Genomic DNA, 22217 nt, shown 5'->3' on the forward strand with positions numbered 1-22217 from the left:
TGGACAAAAGCGGTCAGAAAGGGGAAAGATGCAGTGGAAAACATACGTGAAATTAGGGAGCAGTTCCCTTCGTTGAAAAAGAATATTCAACTGTCAAGCTGTTCGCAAAGTGCAATTCATATCGATGTAAAAAACAGCGTGCAAGACTATATGCACTCATTGGAAGAACGTGGAACGGACTGGGGATACTGGATGGATGCGTGTGAAGAAAGCCGGAGGAAGTTTGCGGAAATGATCAATGCTGACGTAAACGAAATAGCAATCGTTTCTTCCGTCTCACATGCCATTTCTGCAGTTCTAACAAGCCTTGAACCACACGCATTGAAAAACGAAGCTATCTTATCTACATCAGATTTTCCATGTATCGGGCACGCAACACTTTCTCAAGGCAAGTATGACGTGAAGTACATTCACCCGTCCACAAATACTTATGAAAGAAATATTACCGATAAAACACTTTTAACATCCGCGCCACATGTATCCTTTTATAATGGAGAGCGACTCGATATTAAAGGAATCACGGAGATTGCACATAGAAATGATAGTCTAATGTTCGTCGATGCTTATCAGTCTGCAGGTCAGATCGATATTGATGTGAAAGAACTCGGCGTTGATTTCCTCGCCGCCGGAATGCAGAAGTATATGCTCGGAATGCCTGGAATTGCATTTCTTTATGTGAGAAAAGAGATTGCAAATCATCTAGTTCCAAGAATTACCGGTTGGTTCGGTCAATCCAATCCATTTGCTTTTAACAGCCAGGAAGTGGAATATGCGGAAGGCGCAAGAAGATTTGATTCAGGCACATTTCCGATGATAAATGGCTTCGCTTCAAAAAGCGCCATTTCAGTCCTGTTAGACGTGGGCATCCCGAATATCGAACGCTATCTTCGTGAGCTGTCCGCATACACATTGGATTATTGCCGAGAAAAAGGCTTAGAAGTTGCAAGCCCCTTACAAGCTGAACTAAAAGGTTCTAACACGGCAATCAAGGTTCCAAATGCAAACGAAATCGAACAAAAACTGAAAGACCGCCAGATCATTATGTCAGCAAGGAACGACGTTATCCGCATCGCACCACATTTTTACAACACGAAAGAAGATATTACACTAGCGATCGATGAACTGGCTAAGCTAGTTCCAATTTCATCTCGGTAAGGGTTTTTTCTGATAGGTATCTAGTTCTGAAACGACTTTGAGTTGTCAAGAACTAGATACTTTTTTATATGGTTTAATCGGATACATAAGTAGAAGAGAAGACGAGCGATTGTGCTCGGAATACGGCATACCGATATTAGAAGTATTCTACATAATCTAAACCGTAGATTACTTATTCGCGTTGAATATGACTTGATTGAACACATTCTCCGCTACGGGCTATTCCAATCATGCAAACAAATCATTCAATGCTTCGCTCATCGATGGATGTGTGAAGATAGTATCTCGTAAAAATGTGTAGGGTAATTTCGCTTCCATGGCGACGCGAACAATATTAATCATCTCACTCGATTCTGCACAAAACAGTGTACAACCTAAAATTTCTTTGGTTTCAGGATCCACGAGTGCTTTTAACAAGCCATCTGTTTGCTGAACAACCCGTGCACGTGGAATGGCTGCCGCCGGAAGGGAAACCACTTTGTAGTCGATGCCTTGTTCCTTCGCCATGTTTTCATTCAACCCCACATGCGATAAAACAGGATCAATGAATACGGAGTACGGCACATTGCTACGTTCTTTCCGTGTATAACGCCCATCTCCAAATAGCTGGTCTTTCACAATCCGGAAATCATCCAACGAAATATATGTGAACTGAGGGCCGCCATTGACATCCCCTAACGCCCAAATGTGATCAGCTGTCGTTTTCAAATTATCATCGACTATAATGGCCCCTCGCTCATTCACCTCAACGGACGTATTTTCAAGGCCAAGACCTTCCGTATTCGGCTTTCTCCCCGTGGCTAATAACAGCGCATTTCCGTAGGCTTCTGCATGCTTAGAATCGTTTGATTGATAAGAAACAACTACACCGCCATCGCGATTTTCAACAGATTTTACTTTGCTATTGACGACAAAGGTGATCTTTTTCGCATCCAGCACTTTCTTTACTTCCTCCGCAATATCCCGATCTTCTCTCGGTAAAAACTCCGGAGAGCTATCAATGACCGTAACTTCAGATCCGAAATTCGCATAAATCGATGCAAACTCCAGGCCGATATAGCCTCCACCAATGATCACCAACTTTTCAGGGAGCGTCACCAGCTGTTGCAACGTCGTCGAATCATAGACAAAAACAGCGTTCTCCAGTCCATCGATCGGTGGTGTAATCGGCAAGGAACCTGTATTAATAAAGAATTTATCAGCTGTTAACTCAAGCGTCTCATCAGCCGTTTTCACCTGAATCCTGCGGTCATCTACAAAAGTGGCCATCCCGGTAATGACCGTCACCGCCTCCTGATCATCCAGCATATGAAAATTCTTGTTGCGCAAAAAAGCCGTCAACGCATTCTTTTGCGCAATCGCATTCATATAAAATTCCTCTTTTGGAGTGCTTGATAATTTACGTTCATTCGATTGATGAACAAGTGATTTCGTTGGGATACAAGCAATGTTAATGCAAGTTCCACCATACATATCCGCCGATTTTTCAATCACTGCGACACGCTGCCCACTCTTGGCAAGCGTTGAAGCCAATGTTTTACCACCTTTACCAAACCCAATAATGATTGCATCAAACTTCTTCATTTGTTCAACCTCCTTGTTCATCTATTTCCTTGATGGGGGAAGTGTAAACGGAGTACGTCTGTTTACTTATAGGCCGCAAAGGTATTCACTGAATGGATTGAATAGTCAGTTATAATGGTTGGATATACGGAATTTTTGTTCTGTAATGAAGGAAAAGAAGCGGCGGTGCATACATTGGTCTCTATTGTACGCGAGGAACAGAATATCTACGGTGCCGAACTTTTGGATCTTCGAAATGATTTTGTTTTCAAAGCTTTTTTTACAGATGAGCGAAACAATGGTTTGCTACTTCAGTTTCTCAAAGCAGTTTTAGGAAATACAATTACTTCGGTCAAGTTAACAGATTCAACAATTGAAATTGCCCACGCTAAGGATAAGCTACCTGTGATGGATTTGCGTGTCATAACGAATGAAGGAGAACAAATTAACGTTGAGATGCAATACCAAGGACATTAGGCGTTTCCAGAACGCATGCTAATGTATTGGGCAAAAATGTATGGCAGTCAAGATAAGGCGGGTAAATCATATCGGGAATTAAAAAAAGCCGTTCAAATTGTAATTGCCAATTTTGAGCTATTGTCAAAATCTCACTATCATAGTATGTTTCAATTAATGGATCCGGAAGGCGGTACAGCCTTTTCATCTCATTTAGAAATGCATGTATTGGAGCTACCAAAGTTACGGGTGGAATCGTTGACAGAAGCAAATGACTTGGAAAAATGGCTGTTGTTCATGAAATGCGATAGAAAAACAAAGGAGGCGTTGGCGATGGACAGTTCAACATTGAGAGAAGCACTTTCCGAGATTGAACGACTAAGTCAGAATCCTGAAACCGTTAGAATGGCAATTTCTCGAGAAATTCACTTAAAAGACCAGCTACAGCGTGAAGAGGATGCGGAGTTTAGGGGAATAGAAAAGGGAATAGACGAGGGGAAACATTTGCAAAGCCAAGAAATCATCCTCAATATGCACGCGGAAAATGTACCTGCAGAAACCATTGCGAAACTAACCAAAATCCCAATTGAAAAAGTGATGAGGATCATTGAATTGAATGGACAATAACGAATATAGATACCTAGTTTTGAGACAATAAATGAAGGTAAATGATTTTGCCGACAATCCGAATCTTATTAATGTAGCGGTCTCTCGGGCCGTGAATCAATTGATTGTTGTGGTCGCTGAAGGTAGTGATAAATGGCATGGAACCAATATAGGGGATCTAGTAACGTACATTAGATATAATAATTTTGAAATAGTAAACAGTGAGATTCATTCTGTTTTTGACTTACTTTATCGTAGATATTCAGATAAATTGTTAGAGGTAATAAATAACGCAAATAAAGTTTCCGTATATCATTCCGAGAACCTTATGAATATTGTTGTTAAAAAAGTATTGTCTCAACCCGCGTTTAAAGACCTTAGCTACATACTTCATCAACCTTTGCGAATGCTGATAAAAGATCCTAGTAAATTGACAAATGATGAACGCAAATATGTAATGAATGTCTTAACACACACAGATTTTGTTATTTTTAATAAAATGGATAAGCAACCTATCCTTGTTGTTGAAGTAGATGGACATGCGTTTCATGCCAATAATCCAGCCCAACTTAAACGTGACGAAATGAAAGATCAGATATTGGGTAAGTATGGAATACCTGTTCTGCGAATGAAGACTACAGGGAGTCAAGAAGAAAAAGTACATCAAAAAAAGCTATTAGCAGTGATGAGGTTGTGAGTAAAAAGCATTTTGGCTTATGTCCGATAGACATAAAGTCGGGTTATAACTAGATTTTTGTTGAATTTGCAAGTTCAGTTCAGATGTTAAAATGAAGTGTGTATTGTTTATCCGTTCATGAAGCAATTACTAGCATAGGATTTTTATAACCTAAAATAGATACTTCACGGTGAGCTGTATCATAAGTTTGCATGGAAGGTTTTCGGAAGTTACCGGATTACTTCATTATCAGGAAAATAAAAAATGTATTCTCAGATCAAATTTTCCTTCTAACTCCCCTCTAACTTCCTATTAACCTTCCTCTAAATCAGTCCCAAATCCCCAGAAACCCTTCCTCTCCGTCCCACGTAAATAATAGATACAAAAAGTACGCAATCCAAGGGGGAGGGGAAGATTATGTTCATTCATAAGAAAATCCAAACAGCATTCTTACTACTCTTCAGCTGCATCATCCTGGCAGCCTGCTCAGACCAGGCCAAACCGGAAGTTACAGCCGAAGAAGAAACAGCAGAAAAGACAAAAGGGAAAGAAACAGCAACCGAAACCGATGAAATTCCAAAAGCATCACTAGAACTAGAAGGAATAATCGCCCAGAAGTCCGGTAAATTGGTGGAGCAGCATATGGCGCCTGAAGTTGAAGCGGCGGAGACGAAGAATTTTTGGACGTATCATAATTTCTATGAGGACACGTTTGAGCCGATTATGCAGGAGGAGCTATCGAATTATTTCCTGGAAAATAATAAGCTGGATGCGGATCAGATCTATGATTATCTGGTGTATCAGCTTGGTTCGGGACAATATCAATCCTACTATGACCAGCTCGTTTCCTATCATCATGGTTATGAGATGCCAGAGTTGCCGGATGGGAAGGATGAGATTGAGGTTGCGAAGGCGCGGAAGACAAATATTGTTATTTTGATGGATGCGAGTGGCAGTATGAAGGCTGAGGTGGCGGGCGGTGTGAAGATGACGCTGGCTAAAGAGGTGATTGAGGCGTTTACGGGTGAGTTGGAGGATGGTGCACATGTTTCCCTTCTGGCTTATGGTCATAAGGGAAGGGGCGTTGAATCCGAGAAGGAGCTTTCTTGTAGTTCGATTGATGAAGTGTATCCACTTGGTGCGTATGAGGAGGCTACTTTCCATGAGGCGATGGATTCGTTCCAGGCAAGCGGATGGACGCCGCTTGCGGGTGCGATGGAGAAAGCGGGGGAATTGCTTGCTCCTTACGGGAATGAGGAGTACCGGAACGTTGTGTATATTGTGAGTGATGGGATCGAGACCTGTGGAGGGGATCCTGTCGAAGCGGCCAAAAAGCTGCATGAAGGGAATATCGAGGCCAAGGTGAATATTATTGGTTTTGATGTGGATGATGAAGGTCAAAATCAGCTACGAGAGGCGGCGGAAGCCGGGGGCGGCAAGTATGCGACTGTGCGTGATAAGTCAGGGTTTGAGGATGTTCTGTTGAAGAAATGGAAGCCGAGCCACATGCAGGTGTGGAGTCAGCAAGGGGTATCCCTAAGGAATTTGGTCGATCAAATGGAGGAGCTCCAAGAGATTTATGGCCGCCTTTCGAATGTTTCAGACCGGGAAGCGGGTCGTGTCTATTCAGCGGCACGTTTTCTCAGGGGAGAGAAGCTGATCAGCGATGAGGATGCGCAGATTGTCATGGATCGTGTCGAGGAAATGAAGGAATTGAGAGGGAATCATTTCAGAGAACTGTATGACGAGAAAAGTACAGAAGCGAAGCAGGCGAGAGATGACATCGATGCGGCGGTCCAAGCTTGGAAAGATAAGTGGTATGAGGAGTTGGAAAGTGAGTAATCGACATAGGTACCTAGTTCTGAAGCAATCTACATTCGGAGCGAAGAATTGAGGAGCTTGTCTTTGAAGTATTAAAAGCGATAGAAGCTTCAGGATCCTCGTAAAAGCTGACTAATTCATTCAGCTAAAAGTTTGCATGCATGTAGCGATAAACGAATTAGATAGACTGCCATACTCTGAAAATTAACGGAGTATGGCAGTTTTTTGAATGAATTTTTATAGGAATTTAGAATAATTAGTTTGAAAAAAGGATATAATGACTTTATAATTAAAAAAACACCTGATTTTTAAAAAATGAAGAGGTGATTTTATGAAGTATGAGAGATTAACTAAGCTTTTTTATAAACTGGATGATGTTGCTTATCGGGATGAAGTGATTAAAAGGAAAAATAGTTATGGAAGCTATTCAACATCGTTAATGATTCGTGGTTTCCGAAAAGAGCATCTTACAGACGATTCGTTTGAATTATTTTATGTAAATACCCATGATTTGATGAATTTAAATAACGAAGTACTATTAAATAGTTCCAAAATATCCTCACTTATTAGTAAACTTCCCGACTTTGTTGTACAACCTTATTTCAATAAGTTAATTATTAATGAGGCGCAAAGTAATAACGAAATTGAGGGGATTCGTAGTACGAAAAAAGAACTGAAAGAAGCCCTTAGTGAATCAGAACTGTCGGAACCTAAAAATAAGCGATTTGTCGGTTTGATGAAGACATATCATTATATAGAAAAAGTTAAGCTGTTTGAAAACGTTCAGGATTTTAGAACCTTATATGACAACTTAGTGGCAGATGAAGTTAAATCAGCAGATGCTCCAGACGGTAAAATGTTTAGAAAAGGATATGTAGAAGTGAATGATGGTAATGTGACGACTCATATTGGAATCAGTACAGAAGAAAAAATTATTGAGGCATTAGGGGCTTTAATAAAGTATCTACAAGATGAATCGCATCCTGCATTATATCGTTATATGGTAGGTCATTATTACTATGAATATATTCATCCATTCTATGATGGTAATGGTCGAACAGGGCGTTTGATTGTTGGGAGTTATTTATCGAGGTATCTAGACAAATATTCGGCTATCACTTTTTCCTATGCGGTAAATAAAGATAAAGCGAAGTATTATAAGGCGTTAGAGGAAATACCATCGCCTTTGAATTTAGGAGATATGACATTCTATTTAATAAGCATGTTAGAGCTACTTTCGACGGGACAAAGAGGAATTATTGAAGATCTTGAGCTTAATCTAATGAAGCTGGAACGAATAAAACAGTACATTCAAAAAGAGAAATGGGAAAAGAATAAAGAAGAACGTGACTTATTGTATTTAATGATTAGTATTAATGTCTTTGTAGATGATCAAGTCATTTTGTCTGTGCAAGAGCTGATGAGATTATCAAGTAAATCTAGGCATATTGTTAATAGGGTGATGGATTATTTAGTGCAGGAGGGATATGTTGAGCTTGTGAGTAAAAAACCGAAAGCGTATAAAATTTGCGATGATTGTTTAGAAAGTATATTACCTTCTTAAGGCTCACTTAGCACAGTTATCGAGAGTCAAAGTTATTTTTAGCAAACTTCTGCGGCGGTCCAAGCTTGGAAGGATAAGTGGTATCAAGAACTAGGGGAAGAGTAATCAAAAAAGTACCTGGTTCTGAATGATTTAGAACCAGGTACCTTCGTTTAAAGGTATACTTACTATTCAAGCTCTACCCCTTTTGTTTCCGGTATTAAAAAGATAAAAGCAAGAGCTGATAACAGATAGACCCCAGAGATAAGGCCTAGTGCATAACTTAAAGAATGGGCTAAAGAAAGATAACCAATAATTAATGGAGCAAAACCAGCGATTCCTCTACCAATATTGAAAATGACGTTTTCAGCTGTCGATCTAACTTCTGTAGGATAATGTTCAGCAAGAAGTGCACCGTAACCCCCCATCATGCCATTTACAAAAAAGCCGAGAAAACCAGCCAGAATTAAAAGACTTGTTATTGAAGTTTGCTGAAAGTAAATCCAAACAATAGCGGATGCGGCCACCAAAAACATGATGTACGAAGGTTTTCGTCCGATTTTATCACATAGGAAACCAAAAACCATAACCCCTATAAGCATCCCTACGATTGTGATGACCGTCCAAACGGTAGTACCATTTAAACTTAAACCAAGTTCCATTGCGAGCATAGTAGGCATCCATGTCATAATCCCATAAAACCCGAAGTTCTGGACGCTGGTAGCAATGATGAGTCCAATTGTTGCCTTCTTGGTTTTTGTTGATGAAAAGAGCTTACCAATAGCAACTTTGTTTTTATTTTCACTTTTAAGCTTCTTCCAGACATCCGGCTCTTCAAGGTTCCTTCTTGACCAGTATGCGAAAATTGCTGGTAGGACTCCAGCCAAGAAAACCCCCTGCCAACCAAACTTTGGTGCTAAAAACAAAACAGTCAAGGTAGCTAATACGGTACCGAATTGAAAGCCTGTTGCAACAAATGCAGTGGCTCGAGCTCGATATTTACTATGCCATGCTTCACTTACAAGTGTCATACCAATTCCGAATTCTCCTCCAAGCCCAAGTCCAGCCAGAAATCTAAATAGAGCAAAGGTTTCCATGTTTGGTGCGAATGCACAAAGACCGGTGAAAACAGAGAATATTAAAATAGTCCAAGTAAATACTCTTACACGTCCGTATTTATCAGCCATAACCCCAAATACTAATCCTCCGATGACTGCTCCAAGGAGTGTAATAGTTGATAGACTACCAGCCTCTGCTGCATTAATTCCATAGAAGGCAATAATAAGCGGCATTGTGAAGGCTAAGATCATCATATCCAGTCCATCCATTGCATACCCAATCATTGAGGCCCATAACGTTTGCCATTGATACTTTGTTATTTTCGGTGCTTCTTCTTCAAAAGTAACACCTTCTGCATGTTTCTGCATTTTGTTACCTCCCTTTTACCATTTTACAACCATCAAATGCAAATTCCACATACGTCCAAATGAAAAAGGTGGAAGTGTGAAAGGGCTTACAATACGAACTCTTCTGGTTGCTAGAATAATCATAAGTTTGTTTTTAGAAAATTGGAATACCTATTAGTTACAATATAATTCGTTTATTTATATCCGAATCGACAATTGATTTTTTTAAGACTTCATTTTTGGGAATTGGTAAACGTTATTCAATACATATAACCGGAAAAGTATTTCCACCCTACTGATTATTCTGATAAGCTAATAAAAAAGGAGTGATAGGGTTTGGATAAAGAAAAAGCTTTTGTAGATTTGTATGAGCTATTGATTTTCTTTTCGGAAAATAGGGATTTGCCTGTCCCCGACGGTTTTCGTTTCCATGATGAAATCAAAAAGAATTGTACAATTCTCGGATTGGACTATGAAGTAATTTCCAAAGAATTTAATCTTCGCTAAGAGGTTAGCTAGCACGTTATAGGGAGGAGAAGCTTGTGGGGATTGAATTACGAGATGTGCTGAAATTAGGGGGCTTCTCTGAGTGCCGGGTAATTGCTGGACATGGAGGATTGAATCGTGAAATTGATAGTATTACTGTGCTGGAAGTCCCGGAAGTCGCGAAGTGGGTGAAGGGAAACGAATTAATTCTTACTTCCCTATACGCTGTGAAAGAAGATCTAGAAGCACAAAATACCTTGATCGAACGTTTACATGCTGCAGGAGCCACTGCTTTAGCCATAAAGCCTTCCGATTTTCTGAGGGAGATTTCCAAAGAAATCATCGAAACTGCCAACCGCTTGAACTTTCCTATAATAGAAATACCGAATCATATTAAATATGTGGATATTATGGTACCGGTGATGCATGTTATTTTTGATAAAAAGGTTGTCTTGCAAGAGGATTTAGAGTACGCCATGAAAATTTTAAACGAGCTATCCCTTGTAGAACAGGGGATAGAAGTGTACGCGAAAAATATCGAATTGATCATTAAAAATGAAATAACAATTGAAAGTGAATTGCCGACCGTCGCTTCCTATTCGATGGGAGTAGACATAGATTTGCTGGATACTGAAAAGAAAAGAGAGCTTTCTATCATTCAAAGACCACTTCAGATGAAGCGGGTTTACAAGGGACAAGATGTTTCCTGTGTGGTCGTCCCAATCATTGTAGAAGGCGAATACTTAGGAAATATTACGAGTTGGGGTCAATATGACCAACATTTGTCGGTAGATTTAGCGATCCTTGAGAAAGCGGCAACATTGCTGTCGTTTGAGTTTTTAAAGATGAAAGTCAAGATTGATATTGAGCAGCAATATGAAAGTGATTTTATCAGAGAGCTACTATTTAGCCACAGTATTCGTGAACAAAGTGTCATCGAGTGGGGTGGCAATTATCGCATTACAAAGAACAGCCAATATGTCTGCCTGCTTTTTAGTGTACAAGATAGTAAGACATCTTCTAAACAGTATCAACTATTGAAGAATTATAAACTGACCAATATTCTTAAAAGCATTGAATCAACGGCTTTGATCGGTTCCATTCAAAATGGCATCTGTATCATTCTTCCGGTTCCAAATGGCGAGGACATGAGTCGGCTCGCAACCGAATATTATAACAAAATTGCGGGACAAATCGGCAGCACGTACAAATTGTTTTTAGGGATCGGTAGGGTTGAAACTGGCTTAAAGGGAATTCAGGAAAGCTTTTTACAAGCAGAGAAAGCTCTCTACTTTAGCGAAAAAGCGATTGTGTCAAGCCGGATTGTTTCTTATGACGCACTTGGCGTCTACCGATTGATTTATTCCATCAATAATGATGTGGAGTTGGAAAACATTTATAATGAAACGTTGGGAGAATTAGTTAATGCGGATGGTAGCAGTGAACTTTTGCATACGCTCAGGACGTTTTTTGAGTACAATGAGGTGTTGAAAGACACATCAGAAGCCCTCTTTATTCACGTCAATACATTGAAGTATCGTTTAAATAAAATTGAAGAGTTGACAGGGTATTCACTGAGAAAGTCGGAAGAGAAACTAAATTTGTTCATTGGCTTAAAAATTTATGATCTATTGCAACCAGAAAAAATGGAGTTCTAGGTCGTAAATCAAAATGGGACATTCTATATAAGATGAATAATTTCAAGACCTTGTACTTTTGGGACTCCACGGTAACGCGCATAGCGCAAACCGTGGAGTCTTTTATCTTCATTCAGCAGAATACTCCCACCTCACAGGTGGCGAGATGAATGCAGTTTTGTTTCCTGTTCAGCGGGTGTTCAAACACCAGCTAAACGAAGATAAAGCCTCCGGCGGATGTCACAGATTTTGAGGGGAGTGAATTGAGCCTTGCTCAATTCAAAATCTGGACGCAATTACGCCGAGGCGTAATTGATTATGTGCAAAATGTTGCCAGCCATATAGGGAGTTGTCTGAATAGACGAGGAAAACCTTGAACTACTGTCTTTATCGCCGTAAACTTTCAGACCCTTCCTATAATACAATAAAGACAAGATAAAGCTTGAGTGAGGGGGAGTGTACTGTGAATTTAAAACGCTTACAACAATCCATCGAGAAAATTGCAACTTACTCAGACGCAGGAGTTGGCATTAACCGACTTGCATACACAAAGGCTGAACAAGATGCGAAACGCTATTTGATCCGGCAATTTGAAGACGAGGGGTTAACGATACGTGTAGATGCGGTTGGAAATGTCATTGCACGCAGAGAGGGGCTCCGTACAGAGCTTCCAGTTGTTGCAATGGGTTCGCATATTGACTCGGTCTATGATGCGGGAAAATACGATGGTGTTATCGGTGTGATGGCGGCACTCGAAATCATCCGTTTGTTGAACGAGGAATCGATCCAAACGCTTCATCCGATTGAGGTCATTATTTTTTCTTGTGAGGAATCCGCACGCTTTAGTATCGCTACAGTGGGGAGCAAAGCGATGGCAGGTGTGCTACCAGCAATCGACCTACATGCTTTAACGGATCGGGATGGGATTACAATGGCAGAAGCCTTTCGAGAAAATCAATTGGATCTTGAACAAGTCGAACGAGCGGTTCGGCGACCTGCATCCTTTAAATCATATGTGGAATTGCATATTGAGCAAGGGCCGATTTTAGAAGGTGAACGGCTTGATATTGGAATCGTCTCTGCCATTGCGGCTCCGACTCGTTACCGCATATCCATTTCAGGACGCGCTTCCCACTCCGGTACAACCCCGATGAATTATCGAAGTGATGCACTACTAGGGGCTGCAGAAATTGCACTGGAAATTGAAAGGGCGGCGAAGGCTGAAGCGCATAAAGGCACAGTTGGAACAGTCGGTGTGCTCACAATTCAGTCAGGTAGCATGAACACGGTTCCTGGTGAAGCATATTTAGAAATTGATATTCGCGGGACGGATGGTTCGTCCAAGCAGATGGTCATTGAGCGGCTTCAGGCTGTCATTAGCCGAGTTGAACAGGAAAGGGATTTACAAATTTCATGTACATTATTGTCGCATGAACAACCGGTTCATATGCATCCCGACATCGTTCATGATTTTGAAGAAACCTGTGAGGAAAACAATATCCGCTATAAAGTGATGCCAAGCGGAGCAGGGCATGATGCTATGAATATGGCAGGTCTATGTCCAACGGGCATGCTGTTTGTACCTTCGCAGGATGGCTTGAGCCATAATCCAAAGGAATACACGTCCATTGAGCAAATTGGCATCGGTACACGACTACTAAAAGATTTCATTCTGAAAAGTGCTATTGTCACAACGAACGCTTTGCAAAATAAATGCTTGCGTTCAAGCTAAAAATACAACTGGATCGTTTAATTGAGCAGAGGAGCTGAACGCAACATGGAATTAAATAAATTAGCTATTCTATCCAATATTCAGGTAAGTGCAAGGTATTGGCATATGATCGTAGCTGCACCTGGTCTGGTCAATCGAATTGAACCTGGTCAATTTTTTAACATCTTATGCGAAACAACTTTCCCTTTTTTAAGAAGACCCTTTAGTATTTACCGGATTAATAAGGCGGAAGAAACCATTGAATTTCTCTATCTTGTTCAAGGAGCAGGAACGAAAAAGATGACCGAATTCAAAGCGGGAGAGCGGCTTGATGTATTTGGTCCGCTCGGTGTTAGCTTTACGTTAGAAGAGGATTGGGAAACGGTCCTCCTTCTAGCGCGAGGCGTGGGGATCGCAACGCTGACAGCACTTGCACAAGAAGCGGTGTATAACAACAAAAAGTGCATCGCCATTCTAAGTGCTAGAAGCCATAATGATTTGTTGGCAACGGAGGCGCTACAAAGCATGGGCGTTGAAGTACACAAGGTAACCGAAGAGGACGGCACAAGTGATGTGAAAAGTGTCGAAAAGTTAATTGAGCAAATCATTTCTAAGCAACGGGTAGATGCAGGTTTCACATGCGGTTCCAAGCGCTTGTCGAAGCTACTGCAAAACGTTGCAAGTAAGCATTCCATTCCATCACAAATTGCTCTTGAAGAAAATATGGCTTGTGGAATGGGTGCCTGTTTTGCCTGTGTGTGTGATATTCAGAATGAAAATGAAACCTTGTCCGTCCGTGTATGTACTGAAGGACCTGTGTTTGATTTGGAAAAGGTGGTTATGGCATGACAAATACCCAAGTGAAGTTAGGCGTGGATATTGGAGGACTCAAGATCAAAAATCCAATTATGCCTGCATCTGGCGCATTCGGTCATGAAATGGAGAAAATTTTTGATTTTAATAAATTAGGAGCGCTCGTTCCGAAAAGCATTACAAAATACCCTCGTGGGGGGAATTTAACGCCAAGAGTCTGTGAAGTTTTCGGGGGGATGATTAACTCCATTGGGATTCAAAGTAAAGGGTTGGACTATTATCTGCAAGAGATCATTCCTGCTTACAGTAAATATGAGGCACCACTCATTGCAAGTATTTCTGGCGATACCATCGACGAATTCGTTGAAATGTCTCAAGTGATTGGCGGTCATCCAGATGTAGCGGCGATTGAGCTGAATATTTCCTGTCCGAACTTGGAGCACGATGGAAAAGCATTTGGGATGGATGCCGGCATGTCTTATGAGCTGATTAAACAAGTGAAGGCTGCGACAAATGTGCCAATCATTGCTAAACTCACACCGAATGTCACGAGCATCCAAGAGATTGCGATTGCCTGTGAACGTGCGGGAGCAGACGCATTAACGGTGGCAAATACGATTTTAGCTATGGCGATTGATATTCACACAATGAAGCCGAAAATTGGTAACGTCATGGGCGGTATTTCGGGTCCAGCCATTAAACCCATTATCGTACGTATGATTTACCAAGTTCACCAAGTGACAAACCTGCCAATCATCGGTTGTGGTGGTGTCATGAATGCGGACGACGCCATTGAAATGATCCTTGCGGGGGCAACTGCTGTGCAAGTAGGAACGGCAAACTTCATTCATCCGAATGCCATGATTGAAATTATTGAGGGCATTGAGCACTATATGCAGAAAAAGGGCATTGCAGATATTCAAGAGTTAGTTGGTGCGGTACAAGTAGAGCGACCTGTCAGTTTATGTTAGTAAGCACAACTCGAAAGGGTGACCACTATGATATGGGATCATGTAATTGTTAATGGCAATATTGTGACGGAGGATCAAAGCTATCCCGGGAATATTTACATTAAAGACGGAAAAATTGTTGCTGTTACGAATGAACAATTAGCGGGAGACGCAATGAAGACGACAGATGCGACGAATTTGTTTGTTTTACCGGGTTTAATTGATACGCATGTGCATTCGCGTGACGGCGGCGCGACGCATAAAGAGGATTTTTACCATTCGACGCAGGCAGCTGCCGCAGGTGGAATTACAACCATTTTTGAAATGCCCAACACGAATCCGCCGATTAGCAACAAAGCCAATTTCGAACAGCAGGTTGCAAACTTCAGTTCAAAGGCGAATGTCAATTTTGGTGTGTGGGGGATATGTCTCGGTGATTTGAATAACGATGATTTACAAGAACTCAATGAGCTTGGGGTCATCGGTTTTAAATACTTCTGGGGCTACGCGGTGAACAAAGAAAACTATCAACTTGTCTACAACTATGAGGTAGGAATGGACAATATCATCCCTCCTTGTGATGATGGCGAAGTCTATAAAATGTTTGCGGAAGTGGCGAAAACAGGCAACATCATTGCAATTCACGCAGAGAATAGCGAGCTCATCAATCATTTGACGGAAGAAGTGAAGGCGGCAGGGGGGAAATCCTATGAGGATGCTCTACGGGCTCGACCTGCCCTGGCGGAAGAGTTAACGATCGGCACAGCAATTGCGTTTGCAAAGGATACGGGCGCACGCCTCCATATTTTACACGTTAGCGCTGGTTGTAGTGTAGATCGGATTGCACAAGCCCAACAAGAAGGGGTGTCGATTACAGCGGAAACTTGCCCGCATTATTTATTTTTAACGAATGAAGATTTTGAAACGAAAGGTTCGATGATGAAGGTCTATCCTTTAGTGAAATACAAAGAGGATCAGGAGCGGATTTGGGCTGGTCTTGATGAAGGTGTCTTCAGCTTGGTCTGTTCAGATCATGCACCGCATACGCCGGAGGAAAAACAGTTAGATATTTGGAATGCGCCTGCAGGTATGTGCGGTGTGGAAACCCTTGCACCGCTTATGCTGAACCAGGTTTCGGAAGGTAGACTGAGCTTGCAACAAGTTGTGTCGTTATTGTCGACGAATCCAGCGAAGCTATATGGAATATATCCTCAAAAAGGGTCCATTACGGCGGGTGCGGATGCTGATTTAACGATTGTTGATATGGACAAAGTGCATACAATCCGAACGGAAGAGTTGCACAGTAAAAGTAAAGTGACGGCGTATGACGGGGCGACTGTCAAAGGAATGCCTGTCATGACGATTGTTAACGGCGTGACAGTAATGAAAGACGGAGAAATTACTGCGGAACCGATGGGGAAACTGGTCACTCCAAATCGCTAAACGACGAAATACATGATAAGTAGAGAGGTGAAGGGAATTGAATAACTATCAAAACGCATTGGCGCTTCATGAAAAATGGCGTGGAAAACTCGAAGTGACACTCAAAGCCCCGATTGAAAGTATGGAAGATTTGAGTCTTGCCTATTCTCCAGGTGTAGCAGGCCCGTGCATTGAGATTTCACAGGAAGAAGAACTCATTTATAACTACACGATGAAAGGAAATACAGTTGCTGTCATTAGTAACGGTACGGCTTTGTTAGGTCTAGGAAACATTGGCCCAGCGGCTTCGCTTCCCGTGATGGAGGGGAAATCAGCATTATTTAAACGTTTTGCGAATATTGATTCCATCCCTCTTTGCCTTTCAACGAGTAATGTTGAGGATTTTATTCAAACTGTGAAAAATGTTTCGACTAGTTTTGGGGGCATTAATCTGGAGGATATTGCGGCTCCAGATTGTTTCATCATTGAGGAGCGCTTGAAGCAGGAGCTTGACATTCCAGTCTTTCATGACGATCAGCACGGAACGGCAATCGTAGTTGCGGCAGCTTTATTGAATGCGAGTAAGCTTGTTCAAAAAGAGATTGAACACATGAAAATTGTCATTAATGGGGCTGGTGCGGCAGGTGTTGCAATTGCCAAGCTGCTACATTCGTTTAAAGCGAAGAATATTATCGTTTGTGATACAGTCGGAGCGATTTACAAAGAACGGACAGAACGCATGAATTCCGTGAAGGTAAAACTTGCCCAATTTACAAATAACACGAGTGAAAAAGGAATCCTTTCCGACGTCATTCAACATGCGGATGTCTTTATCGGAGTATCGGTAGCGGGAGCACTGACAACAGAAATGATTGCCACGATGAAAGAGCAGCCAATCGTCTTTGCGATGGCCAATCCGGTACCGGAAATGATGCCCGAGGAAGCAAAAGCGGCAGGTGTACGTATTATTGGAACAGGTCGTTCGGACTATCCGAATCAAATTAACAATATACTCGCTTTTCCGGGCATTTTTAGAGGAGCGCTTGATGTCCGGGCTTCAAGAATTAATGAGGACATGAAACAAGCTGCAGCGATTGCAATCGCCGCGCTTGTTGGTGAAGAGGAACTATCGGAAGACTATGTTGTTCCGAATCCGTTTGATAGCAGGGTGGTGGAATCTGTATCACAAGCTGTTGCCCAAGCAGCCCTTGCTTCAGGCGTAGCAAAAGAACGGAAACAAGCTATCTTAAGTTAATGGATAAGGGAGTCGAACCACTGATGAATCAAGCAAATAGACGCGTAGAAGCAGATTTCATAGGGGAGAAACAAATTGATGTTGAGGCATACTATGGCATTCAGACGTTGCGGGCAGTCGAAAACTTCCCGATTACAGGTTATCCCATCCATTCGGAACTTATTCGATCCATTGCAATGGTAAAGAAGGCCGCGGCTCTTGCTAATAAAGAGACAGGTGTACTGTCCGCAGATTTAACGGATGCTATTGTCCAAGCGGCTGAAGAAATTATGGAAGGCAAGCTGCGTGATCAGTTTTTGGTCGATCCAATTCAAGGTGGAGCTGGGACTTCTCTAAATATGAACGCCAATGAAGTCATTGCAAATCGTGCGCTTGAGCTTTTAGGAAGAAAAAAAGGGGATTATGCCTTTGTTAGCCCTAATTCACATGTAAATATGTCACAATCGACAAACGACGCATTTCCCACGGCAATCCGTATTACAACGCTTTGTTTGCTGGACAAATTGCTCCATACTATGACTCTTCTTTGTGAAGAATTTCGCCGAAAAGCCATTGAATTTGATCATGTGATAAAAATGGGCAGAACCCATTTGCAGGATGCTGTTCCCATTCGACTAGGTCAAGAATTCGAAGCGTATGCGCTGGTGTTGGAGCGGGATATAAAGCGAGTGGCGAATACAAAATATCACTTGATGGAAGTAAATTTAGGTGCCACGGCTGTAGGAACAGGCTTAAATGCTAACTTAGACTATATTGAACGAGCGGTCTTCCATTTAGGACGAATTAGTGGATATCCATTGCTTAAAGCCGGGCAGCTTGTCGATGCAACGCAAAATACAGATTGCTATACAGAAGTTTCCGCCAGCCTGAAAATTTGTATGGTCAATATGTCGAAAATTGCCAATGATCTCCGACTGCTGGCATCGGGTCCACGGGCAGGCTTAAATGAATTGAACTTACCGTCGCGCCAACCAGGCTCGTCCATTATGCCGGGCAAGGTGAATCCGGTTATTCCAGAAGTCATCAATCAGATTGCTTTTCAAGTGATCGGCAATGATCATACCATTTCCTTGGCTTCCGAGGCAGGACAGTTGGAGCTCAACGTCATGGAGCCAGTACTGGTCTTCAATTTAATCCAATCGCTAAGTATGATGGAGCGCGGACTCAATGTCTTTCGTGAATATTGCATAAGGGGAATTACACCGAACGAAGTTGTCATGCAGGAATTTGTTGATAAAAGTATTGGCGTTGTAACGGCAATTAACCCGTATATTGGTTACGAACAAGCATCGGAAATCGCAAGGGAAGCGTTGTTGACCAATCGTCCAATCCGACAGATTTGCATAGAGCGCCGCGTCATTGCAGAAGAAAAACTCGAAGAGATATTGAATCCATATAATATGACCAGACCGAATGCACACGTGCCTGAACTGGTAGTTAAGTAGTATTTGGCGTAATTGCATGAGTGACAGTCACTCACACACCGATGAAGAGAAAAGTGCAGAAGCGAAGCAGGCGAGTGATGAAATCGATGCGGCGGTCCAAGCTTGGAAAGATAAGTGGTATGAGGAGTTAGAAAGCGAGTAATCAACATAGGTACCTGGTTCTGAACTGTTTAGAACCAGGTATTTTTCAATTGTAGTAGTTCGAATGTCTTGATTTGTTTTTTGGGGAAATGGGAAGCATCTATACCTATTGACTCTATTTCTGGAACTATCTATTATTTATATCTGTATGGAAAAACTTTACTTTGAAAGGAGGAATATACCTTGAGTTCAAAATCTTTGACGTCTAGCAAGGAAACACCATACTTCATCTGTAGTGTCATTATTAGTATTTTTATCTATCTTATCGCTGCGTTCAGTCTTATTGGTATTGCGATAGCGTTAGTTATCTTTGCATTTATATTACTTTCAAATGCAATCATGCTCGGAAGTGTACGGGGCAACGGGGTTCGAGTGAGTGAGCAACAATTTCCTGATATTTATGACCGAGTTGTTGATTTGGCGGGGAAAATGGAGCTTGAAAAAGTTCCAGATATATTTGTTCTCCATTCTGAAGGTGCTTTTAATGCCTTTGCCACACGATTCTTTGGGCGAAACATGGTTGTTATTTATTCGGAAGTATTCGAATTGGCTCGTGAGCAAGGTGAAAAAGAACTTGATTTCATTATCGCACATGAATTGTCTCATATTAAGCGTAGGCATGTGTGGAAGAGTATACTCGTTATACCTGCCGCTTTTGTTCCTTTTCTCTCGCAAGCTTACAGTCGTGCATGTGAATATACATGCGACCGGGAAGCCGCCTATTACATACAGGACGGGGTAGCTGCGAAGCGTGCGCTCACAATTCTGGGTATCGGAAAAGGTCTTTACAAAGAGGTTAATGATTTCGCCTATCTTGAACAAATACATAGCGAATCCAATGCTGCTGTCTGGGTTGCCGAATTATTATCTACGCATCCTTTATTGCCGAAAAGAATCCAGGCCGTGGGTCAATTTATGGGTGTGGAAGGAACGCCAAACTTCGAACCGAATGCGGGGAAAATAGCGATAGGTGCAACAGTTTCTATCGCGGTTTTGAGCTTTCTTTACGTGGGCTTAATCGTTCTAGCTGTCGTTGGTTCTGTATTTCTCACATCCATCTTCCCAACCGACGCAGAGTCTGCTGGTCACGAAATGTTGGAATCTGATTTCTATCCCGATGCGACGACGCCACTTATGATTTCGGCAGCTAATGGCGACATTTCAAATGTAGAAAAGTACATTTCTGAAGGAGCCGACATTCATGCGAAAGATGAGGAATCAACAACAGCACTTCATTATGCAGTCTATAATGATGAATTTGAAGTGATCCAGTTGTTACTCGATAATGGGGCAAATCCTAACGATTTTGATAACTATTCCACTGCCCTTACTGCAGCGCTCGCAAACGAATCGTATGAAATTGCCGCGCTATTATACAATTCAGGTGCAAATCCGACTGTAAAAGATGCTTATGGTGATTCTGCACTTGATTATTTAGAAGTGGATACACAAGAGGAATTTGAGTATTTGTTGAAGAGTATGTATTAATGTTTTGATTGTTGCTGTAATATACAAATGTCATAGAGAAAGAGGAATGTCTTATGTCAGAAAAGAGTTTTGTTGCAACGTTATTGCTTAGTTTCTTTTTAGGTAGTTTAGGTGTACATAGATTTTATGTTGGTAAAATTGGTACAGGAATTTTAATGCTACTTACATTAGGTGGATTGGGAATATGGACGTTAATTGATTTTATTATAATTGCTGTTGGAAAGTTTACAGATAGTGAAGGTAGATTAATCAAGTCTTAAGTATTGATTTTACAATAATAAACAAACCAAACTAATTATCATTTTATCAATGACATAAAAATAAATTTACGAAGGTGAGTTCTGTATTGTACAGGATTCATCTCACCCATTACACCTGTACTTAAAAAAAGAGGAGTCAGGACCATGAGCCTGACTCCCCAACCCTAGCAAAATGTTATTAAGATAGTTTGTTATTAAATATCTTAACGCCAGCTTCCGCAACTTGAACGTCATGAGGCATTGTACTTCCACTGACACCTATTGCTCCCACTACTTTACCGTCGTTGACAAGAGGGATTCCTCCGCCGAAGACGACAAGGCGTCCATTATTCGTTGTGTTTAACCCATAAAGTTCAGCTACAGGCACAGTCGCCTCCGCCAGGTTTGCTGAAGGCATTTTTAAAGCTACGGATGTCCATGCTTTGTTTTGTGCAATGTCAACGCTTGCTAGCCATGCATCATCCATCCGGTGAACCGCAACCAGATTTCCGCCATCATCCCCAACCGAAATGACCATAGAAACCCCGATTTTCTTTGCTTCTTCTTCCGAACCTGCAATGATTTCTTACGCCAGATCCAATGTCACTTTGTTCATAAGAATGACCCTCCTTGTTTTTTCATACATGTATAGGAAAATATCTTACTTATTAAATACGCCGTGGGGATCGATGACAAACTTTTTGGAAGCTCCTTGATCAAATTCAGCATATGCTGCCGGTGCTTGGTCTAAGGAGATTAAAGTGGCGTTTACCGCCTTCGCAATTTGTGCCTTACCACTTAAAATCGCCATCATCAAGTCACGATGGTATTTCATGACCGGTGTTTGGCCTGTTACGAAAGTATGTGCTTTCGCCCAACCAAGTCCTAATCGTACCTTTAAGGTTCCAATTTTTGCATCTTCATCGACGGCACCTGGATCACCGGTTACATAGAGTCCAGGTATGCCGAGACGTCCCCCTGCACGCGTGACATCCATAATGGAATTCAGCACGATAGCCGGAGCTTCACCGGCTCCTGCACCATGGCCGTGGGCTTCAAAACCAACGCAATCAATGGCGCAATTACACATAAGGTATTAACCACTCAAATTAGGGAGTTAGAAGAGGACGGGATTGTACATCGGAAAGTATTTCCTGAGGTTCCTCCGCGGGTGGAGTATTCATTAACAAATCTAGGAGAAAGCCTAATGCCCATCGTTTTAATGATGTATGAATGGGGAAAGAAAAATATAAAATACTATATTCATTAATTTTGAGGTGCAGGATAATTATATAATTCGGACGCGGTGGTCCGAGCTTGGAAGGATAAGTGGTGTGAGGAATTTGAGGGAGAGTAATCAAAATAGGTACCTGGTTCTAAATTATTTTAGAATCAGGTACCTTT

18 protein-coding genes and 3 pseudogenes are annotated in these 22217 nt (G+C 41.6%); 17 read left to right on the forward strand and 4 right to left on the reverse strand.

The genetic code is table 11. From position 1 onward, the window contains the following. Positions 1-33: 33 nt before the first annotated feature. Positions 34-1155: an aminotransferase class V-fold PLP-dependent enzyme gene (locus tag ACFPRA_RS14570; RefSeq protein ID WP_381436077.1), complete on the forward strand. Its 1122-nt coding sequence runs from the start codon at positions 34-36 to the stop codon at positions 1153-1155. Between the two features lie 228 nt (positions 1156-1383). Here the strand turns inward: ACFPRA_RS14570 and ACFPRA_RS14575 are convergent, their stop codons facing one another. Continuing rightward, positions 1384-2739 (reverse strand): FAD-containing oxidoreductase, encoded by a 1356-nt coding sequence (locus ACFPRA_RS14575; RefSeq protein WP_381436080.1) that lies wholly within the window; start codon positions 2737-2739, stop codon positions 1384-1386. Positions 2740-2853: 114 nt separating this feature from the next. On the opposite strand from ACFPRA_RS14575, the pseudogene ACFPRA_RS14580 reads away from it, so the two are divergent. The 4 genes and pseudogenes from ACFPRA_RS14580 to ACFPRA_RS14595 all read left to right on the forward strand — a co-directional run bounded on the left by ACFPRA_RS14580 (position 2854) and on the right by ACFPRA_RS14595 (position 7841). Next, positions 2854-3801, forward strand: a pseudogene (locus tag ACFPRA_RS14580) (Rpn family recombination-promoting nuclease/putative transposase). Positions 3802-3832: 31 nt separating this feature from the next. Further along, complete coding sequence (locus ACFPRA_RS14585; protein WP_381436082.1) at positions 3833-4477, forward strand: DUF2726 domain-containing protein; 645 nt, start codon at positions 3833-3835, stop codon at positions 4475-4477. Between the two features lie 396 nt (positions 4478-4873). After that, positions 4874-6298 (forward strand): vWA domain-containing protein, encoded by a 1425-nt coding sequence (locus ACFPRA_RS14590; protein WP_381436085.1) that lies wholly within the window; start codon positions 4874-4876, stop codon positions 6296-6298. Between the two features lie 310 nt (positions 6299-6608). After that, positions 6609-7841, forward strand: a complete 1233-nt coding sequence (locus ACFPRA_RS14595; RefSeq protein ID WP_381436088.1) for a Fic family protein — start codon at positions 6609-6611, stop codon at positions 7839-7841. 167 nt (positions 7842-8008) lie between these two features. Here the strand turns inward: ACFPRA_RS14595 and ACFPRA_RS14600 are convergent, their stop codons facing one another. Then, on the reverse strand, positions 8009-9247 hold the full coding sequence (locus ACFPRA_RS14600; RefSeq protein WP_381436091.1) for an MFS transporter: 1239 nt from the start codon (positions 9245-9247) through the stop codon (positions 8009-8011). Between the two features lie 315 nt (positions 9248-9562). Here ACFPRA_RS14600 and ACFPRA_RS14605 point away from each other — a divergent pair, with 315 nt between their 5' ends. The 11 genes from ACFPRA_RS14605 (at position 9563) to ACFPRA_RS14655 (ending at position 20834) form a co-directional block, all read left to right on the forward strand. Next, positions 9563-9733 (forward strand): hypothetical protein, encoded by a 171-nt coding sequence (locus ACFPRA_RS14605; protein WP_381436094.1) that lies wholly within the window; start codon positions 9563-9565, stop codon positions 9731-9733. A 35-nt stretch (positions 9734-9768) separates the two neighbouring features. Further along, positions 9769-11370, forward strand: coding sequence for a PucR family transcriptional regulator (locus tag ACFPRA_RS14610; protein ID WP_381436096.1), 1602 nt, complete (start codon positions 9769-9771; stop codon positions 11368-11370). Positions 11371-11812: 442 nt separating this feature from the next. Beyond that, the gene (locus ACFPRA_RS14615; RefSeq protein WP_381436099.1) at positions 11813-13081 is read left to right on the forward strand and encodes a Zn-dependent hydrolase; all 1269 of its coding nucleotides are present in this window, start codon (positions 11813-11815) and stop codon (positions 13079-13081) included. A gap of 45 nt (positions 13082-13126) precedes the next feature. Next, a complete protein-coding gene (locus ACFPRA_RS14620; RefSeq protein ID WP_381436101.1) occupies positions 13127-13909 on the forward strand; it encodes a dihydroorotate dehydrogenase electron transfer subunit in 783 nt (260 codons plus the stop codon). Then, positions 13906-14844 (forward strand): dihydroorotate dehydrogenase, encoded by a 939-nt coding sequence (locus ACFPRA_RS14625; RefSeq protein WP_381436104.1) that lies wholly within the window; start codon positions 13906-13908, stop codon positions 14842-14844. Before ACFPRA_RS14620 ends, ACFPRA_RS14625 begins: the two co-directional genes overlap by 4 nt. Positions 14845-14871: 27 nt before the next feature. Next, complete coding sequence (gene allB / locus ACFPRA_RS14630) at positions 14872-16266, forward strand: allantoinase AllB (RefSeq protein WP_381436107.1); 1395 nt, start codon at positions 14872-14874, stop codon at positions 16264-16266. Positions 16267-16303: 37 nt separating this feature from the next. Continuing rightward, positions 16304-17500 (forward strand): NAD(P)-dependent malic enzyme, encoded by a 1197-nt coding sequence (locus ACFPRA_RS14635; protein ID WP_381436110.1) that lies wholly within the window; start codon positions 16304-16306, stop codon positions 17498-17500. Positions 17501-17523: 23 nt separating this feature from the next. Then, on the forward strand, positions 17524-18945 hold the full coding sequence (gene aspA, locus ACFPRA_RS14640) for an aspartate ammonia-lyase (RefSeq protein ID WP_381436113.1): 1422 nt from the start codon (positions 17524-17526) through the stop codon (positions 18943-18945). A gap of 16 nt (positions 18946-18961) precedes the next feature. Continuing rightward, a complete protein-coding gene (locus ACFPRA_RS14645) occupies positions 18962-19087 on the forward strand; it encodes a hypothetical protein (protein WP_381436116.1) in 126 nt (41 codons plus the stop codon). A 182-nt stretch (positions 19088-19269) separates the two neighbouring features. Continuing rightward, complete coding sequence (locus ACFPRA_RS14650; RefSeq protein WP_381436119.1) at positions 19270-20574, forward strand: M48 family metallopeptidase; 1305 nt, start codon at positions 19270-19272, stop codon at positions 20572-20574. Positions 20575-20627: 53 nt separating this feature from the next. Then, a complete protein-coding gene (locus ACFPRA_RS14655) occupies positions 20628-20834 on the forward strand; it encodes an NINE protein (protein ID WP_381436122.1) in 207 nt (68 codons plus the stop codon). 178 nt (positions 20835-21012) lie between these two features. Here ACFPRA_RS14655 and ACFPRA_RS14660 read toward each other — a convergent pair whose 3' ends face one another. Both ACFPRA_RS14660 and ACFPRA_RS14665 read right to left on the reverse strand, forming a co-directional pair. Beyond that, positions 21013-21396 carry a GlcG/HbpS family heme-binding protein gene (locus tag ACFPRA_RS14660; protein WP_381436458.1) on the reverse strand — a complete coding sequence of 128 codons (384 nt, stop codon included), beginning with the start codon at positions 21394-21396 and terminating at the stop codon, positions 21013-21015. Between the two features lie 78 nt (positions 21397-21474). Next, positions 21475-21897 (reverse strand): annotated as a pseudogene (locus ACFPRA_RS14665) (formaldehyde dehydrogenase, glutathione-independent); the annotation flags it as partial. Here ACFPRA_RS14665 and ACFPRA_RS14670 point away from each other — a divergent pair. Then, positions 21895-22083: pseudogene (locus tag ACFPRA_RS14670) on the forward strand (winged helix-turn-helix transcriptional regulator); the annotation flags it as partial. The pseudogenes ACFPRA_RS14665 and ACFPRA_RS14670 overlap by 3 nt on opposite strands. Positions 22084-22217: the final 134 nt, after the last annotated feature.

Origin of the sequence: Sporosarcina soli, from assembly GCF_042655805.1 — a bacterium.
GTDB classification, from domain to species: domain Bacteria; phylum Bacillota; class Bacilli; order Bacillales_A; family Planococcaceae; genus Sporosarcina; species Sporosarcina soli.

Coding starts and splice junctions, on each gene's coding strand:
- ACFPRA_RS14575 (WP_381436080.1), bottom strand. CDS start 2,739: ATGAAGAAGTTTGATGCAATCATTATTGGGTTTGGTAAAGGTGGTAAA.
- ACFPRA_RS14590 (WP_381436085.1), top strand. CDS start 4,874: ATGTTCATTCATAAGAAAATCCAAACAGCATTCTTACTACTCTTCAGC.
- ACFPRA_RS14595 (WP_381436088.1), top strand. CDS start 6,609: ATGAAGTATGAGAGATTAACTAAGCTTTTTTATAAACTGGATGATGTT.
- allB (WP_381436107.1), top strand. CDS start 14,872: ATGATATGGGATCATGTAATTGTTAATGGCAATATTGTGACGGAGGAT.
- ACFPRA_RS14645 (WP_381436116.1), top strand. CDS start 18,962: ATGAGTGACAGTCACTCACACACCGATGAAGAGAAAAGTGCAGAAGCG.
- ACFPRA_RS14625 (WP_381436104.1), top strand. CDS start 13,906: ATGACAAATACCCAAGTGAAGTTAGGCGTGGATATTGGAGGACTCAAG.
- ACFPRA_RS14585 (WP_381436082.1), top strand. CDS start 3,833: ATGAAGGTAAATGATTTTGCCGACAATCCGAATCTTATTAATGTAGCG.
- ACFPRA_RS14620 (WP_381436101.1), top strand. CDS start 13,127: ATGGAATTAAATAAATTAGCTATTCTATCCAATATTCAGGTAAGTGCA.
- ACFPRA_RS14655 (WP_381436122.1), top strand. CDS start 20,628: ATGTCAGAAAAGAGTTTTGTTGCAACGTTATTGCTTAGTTTCTTTTTA.
- ACFPRA_RS14600 (WP_381436091.1), bottom strand. CDS start 9,247: ATGCAGAAACATGCAGAAGGTGTTACTTTTGAAGAAGAAGCACCGAAA.
- aspA (WP_381436113.1), top strand. CDS start 17,524: ATGAATCAAGCAAATAGACGCGTAGAAGCAGATTTCATAGGGGAGAAA.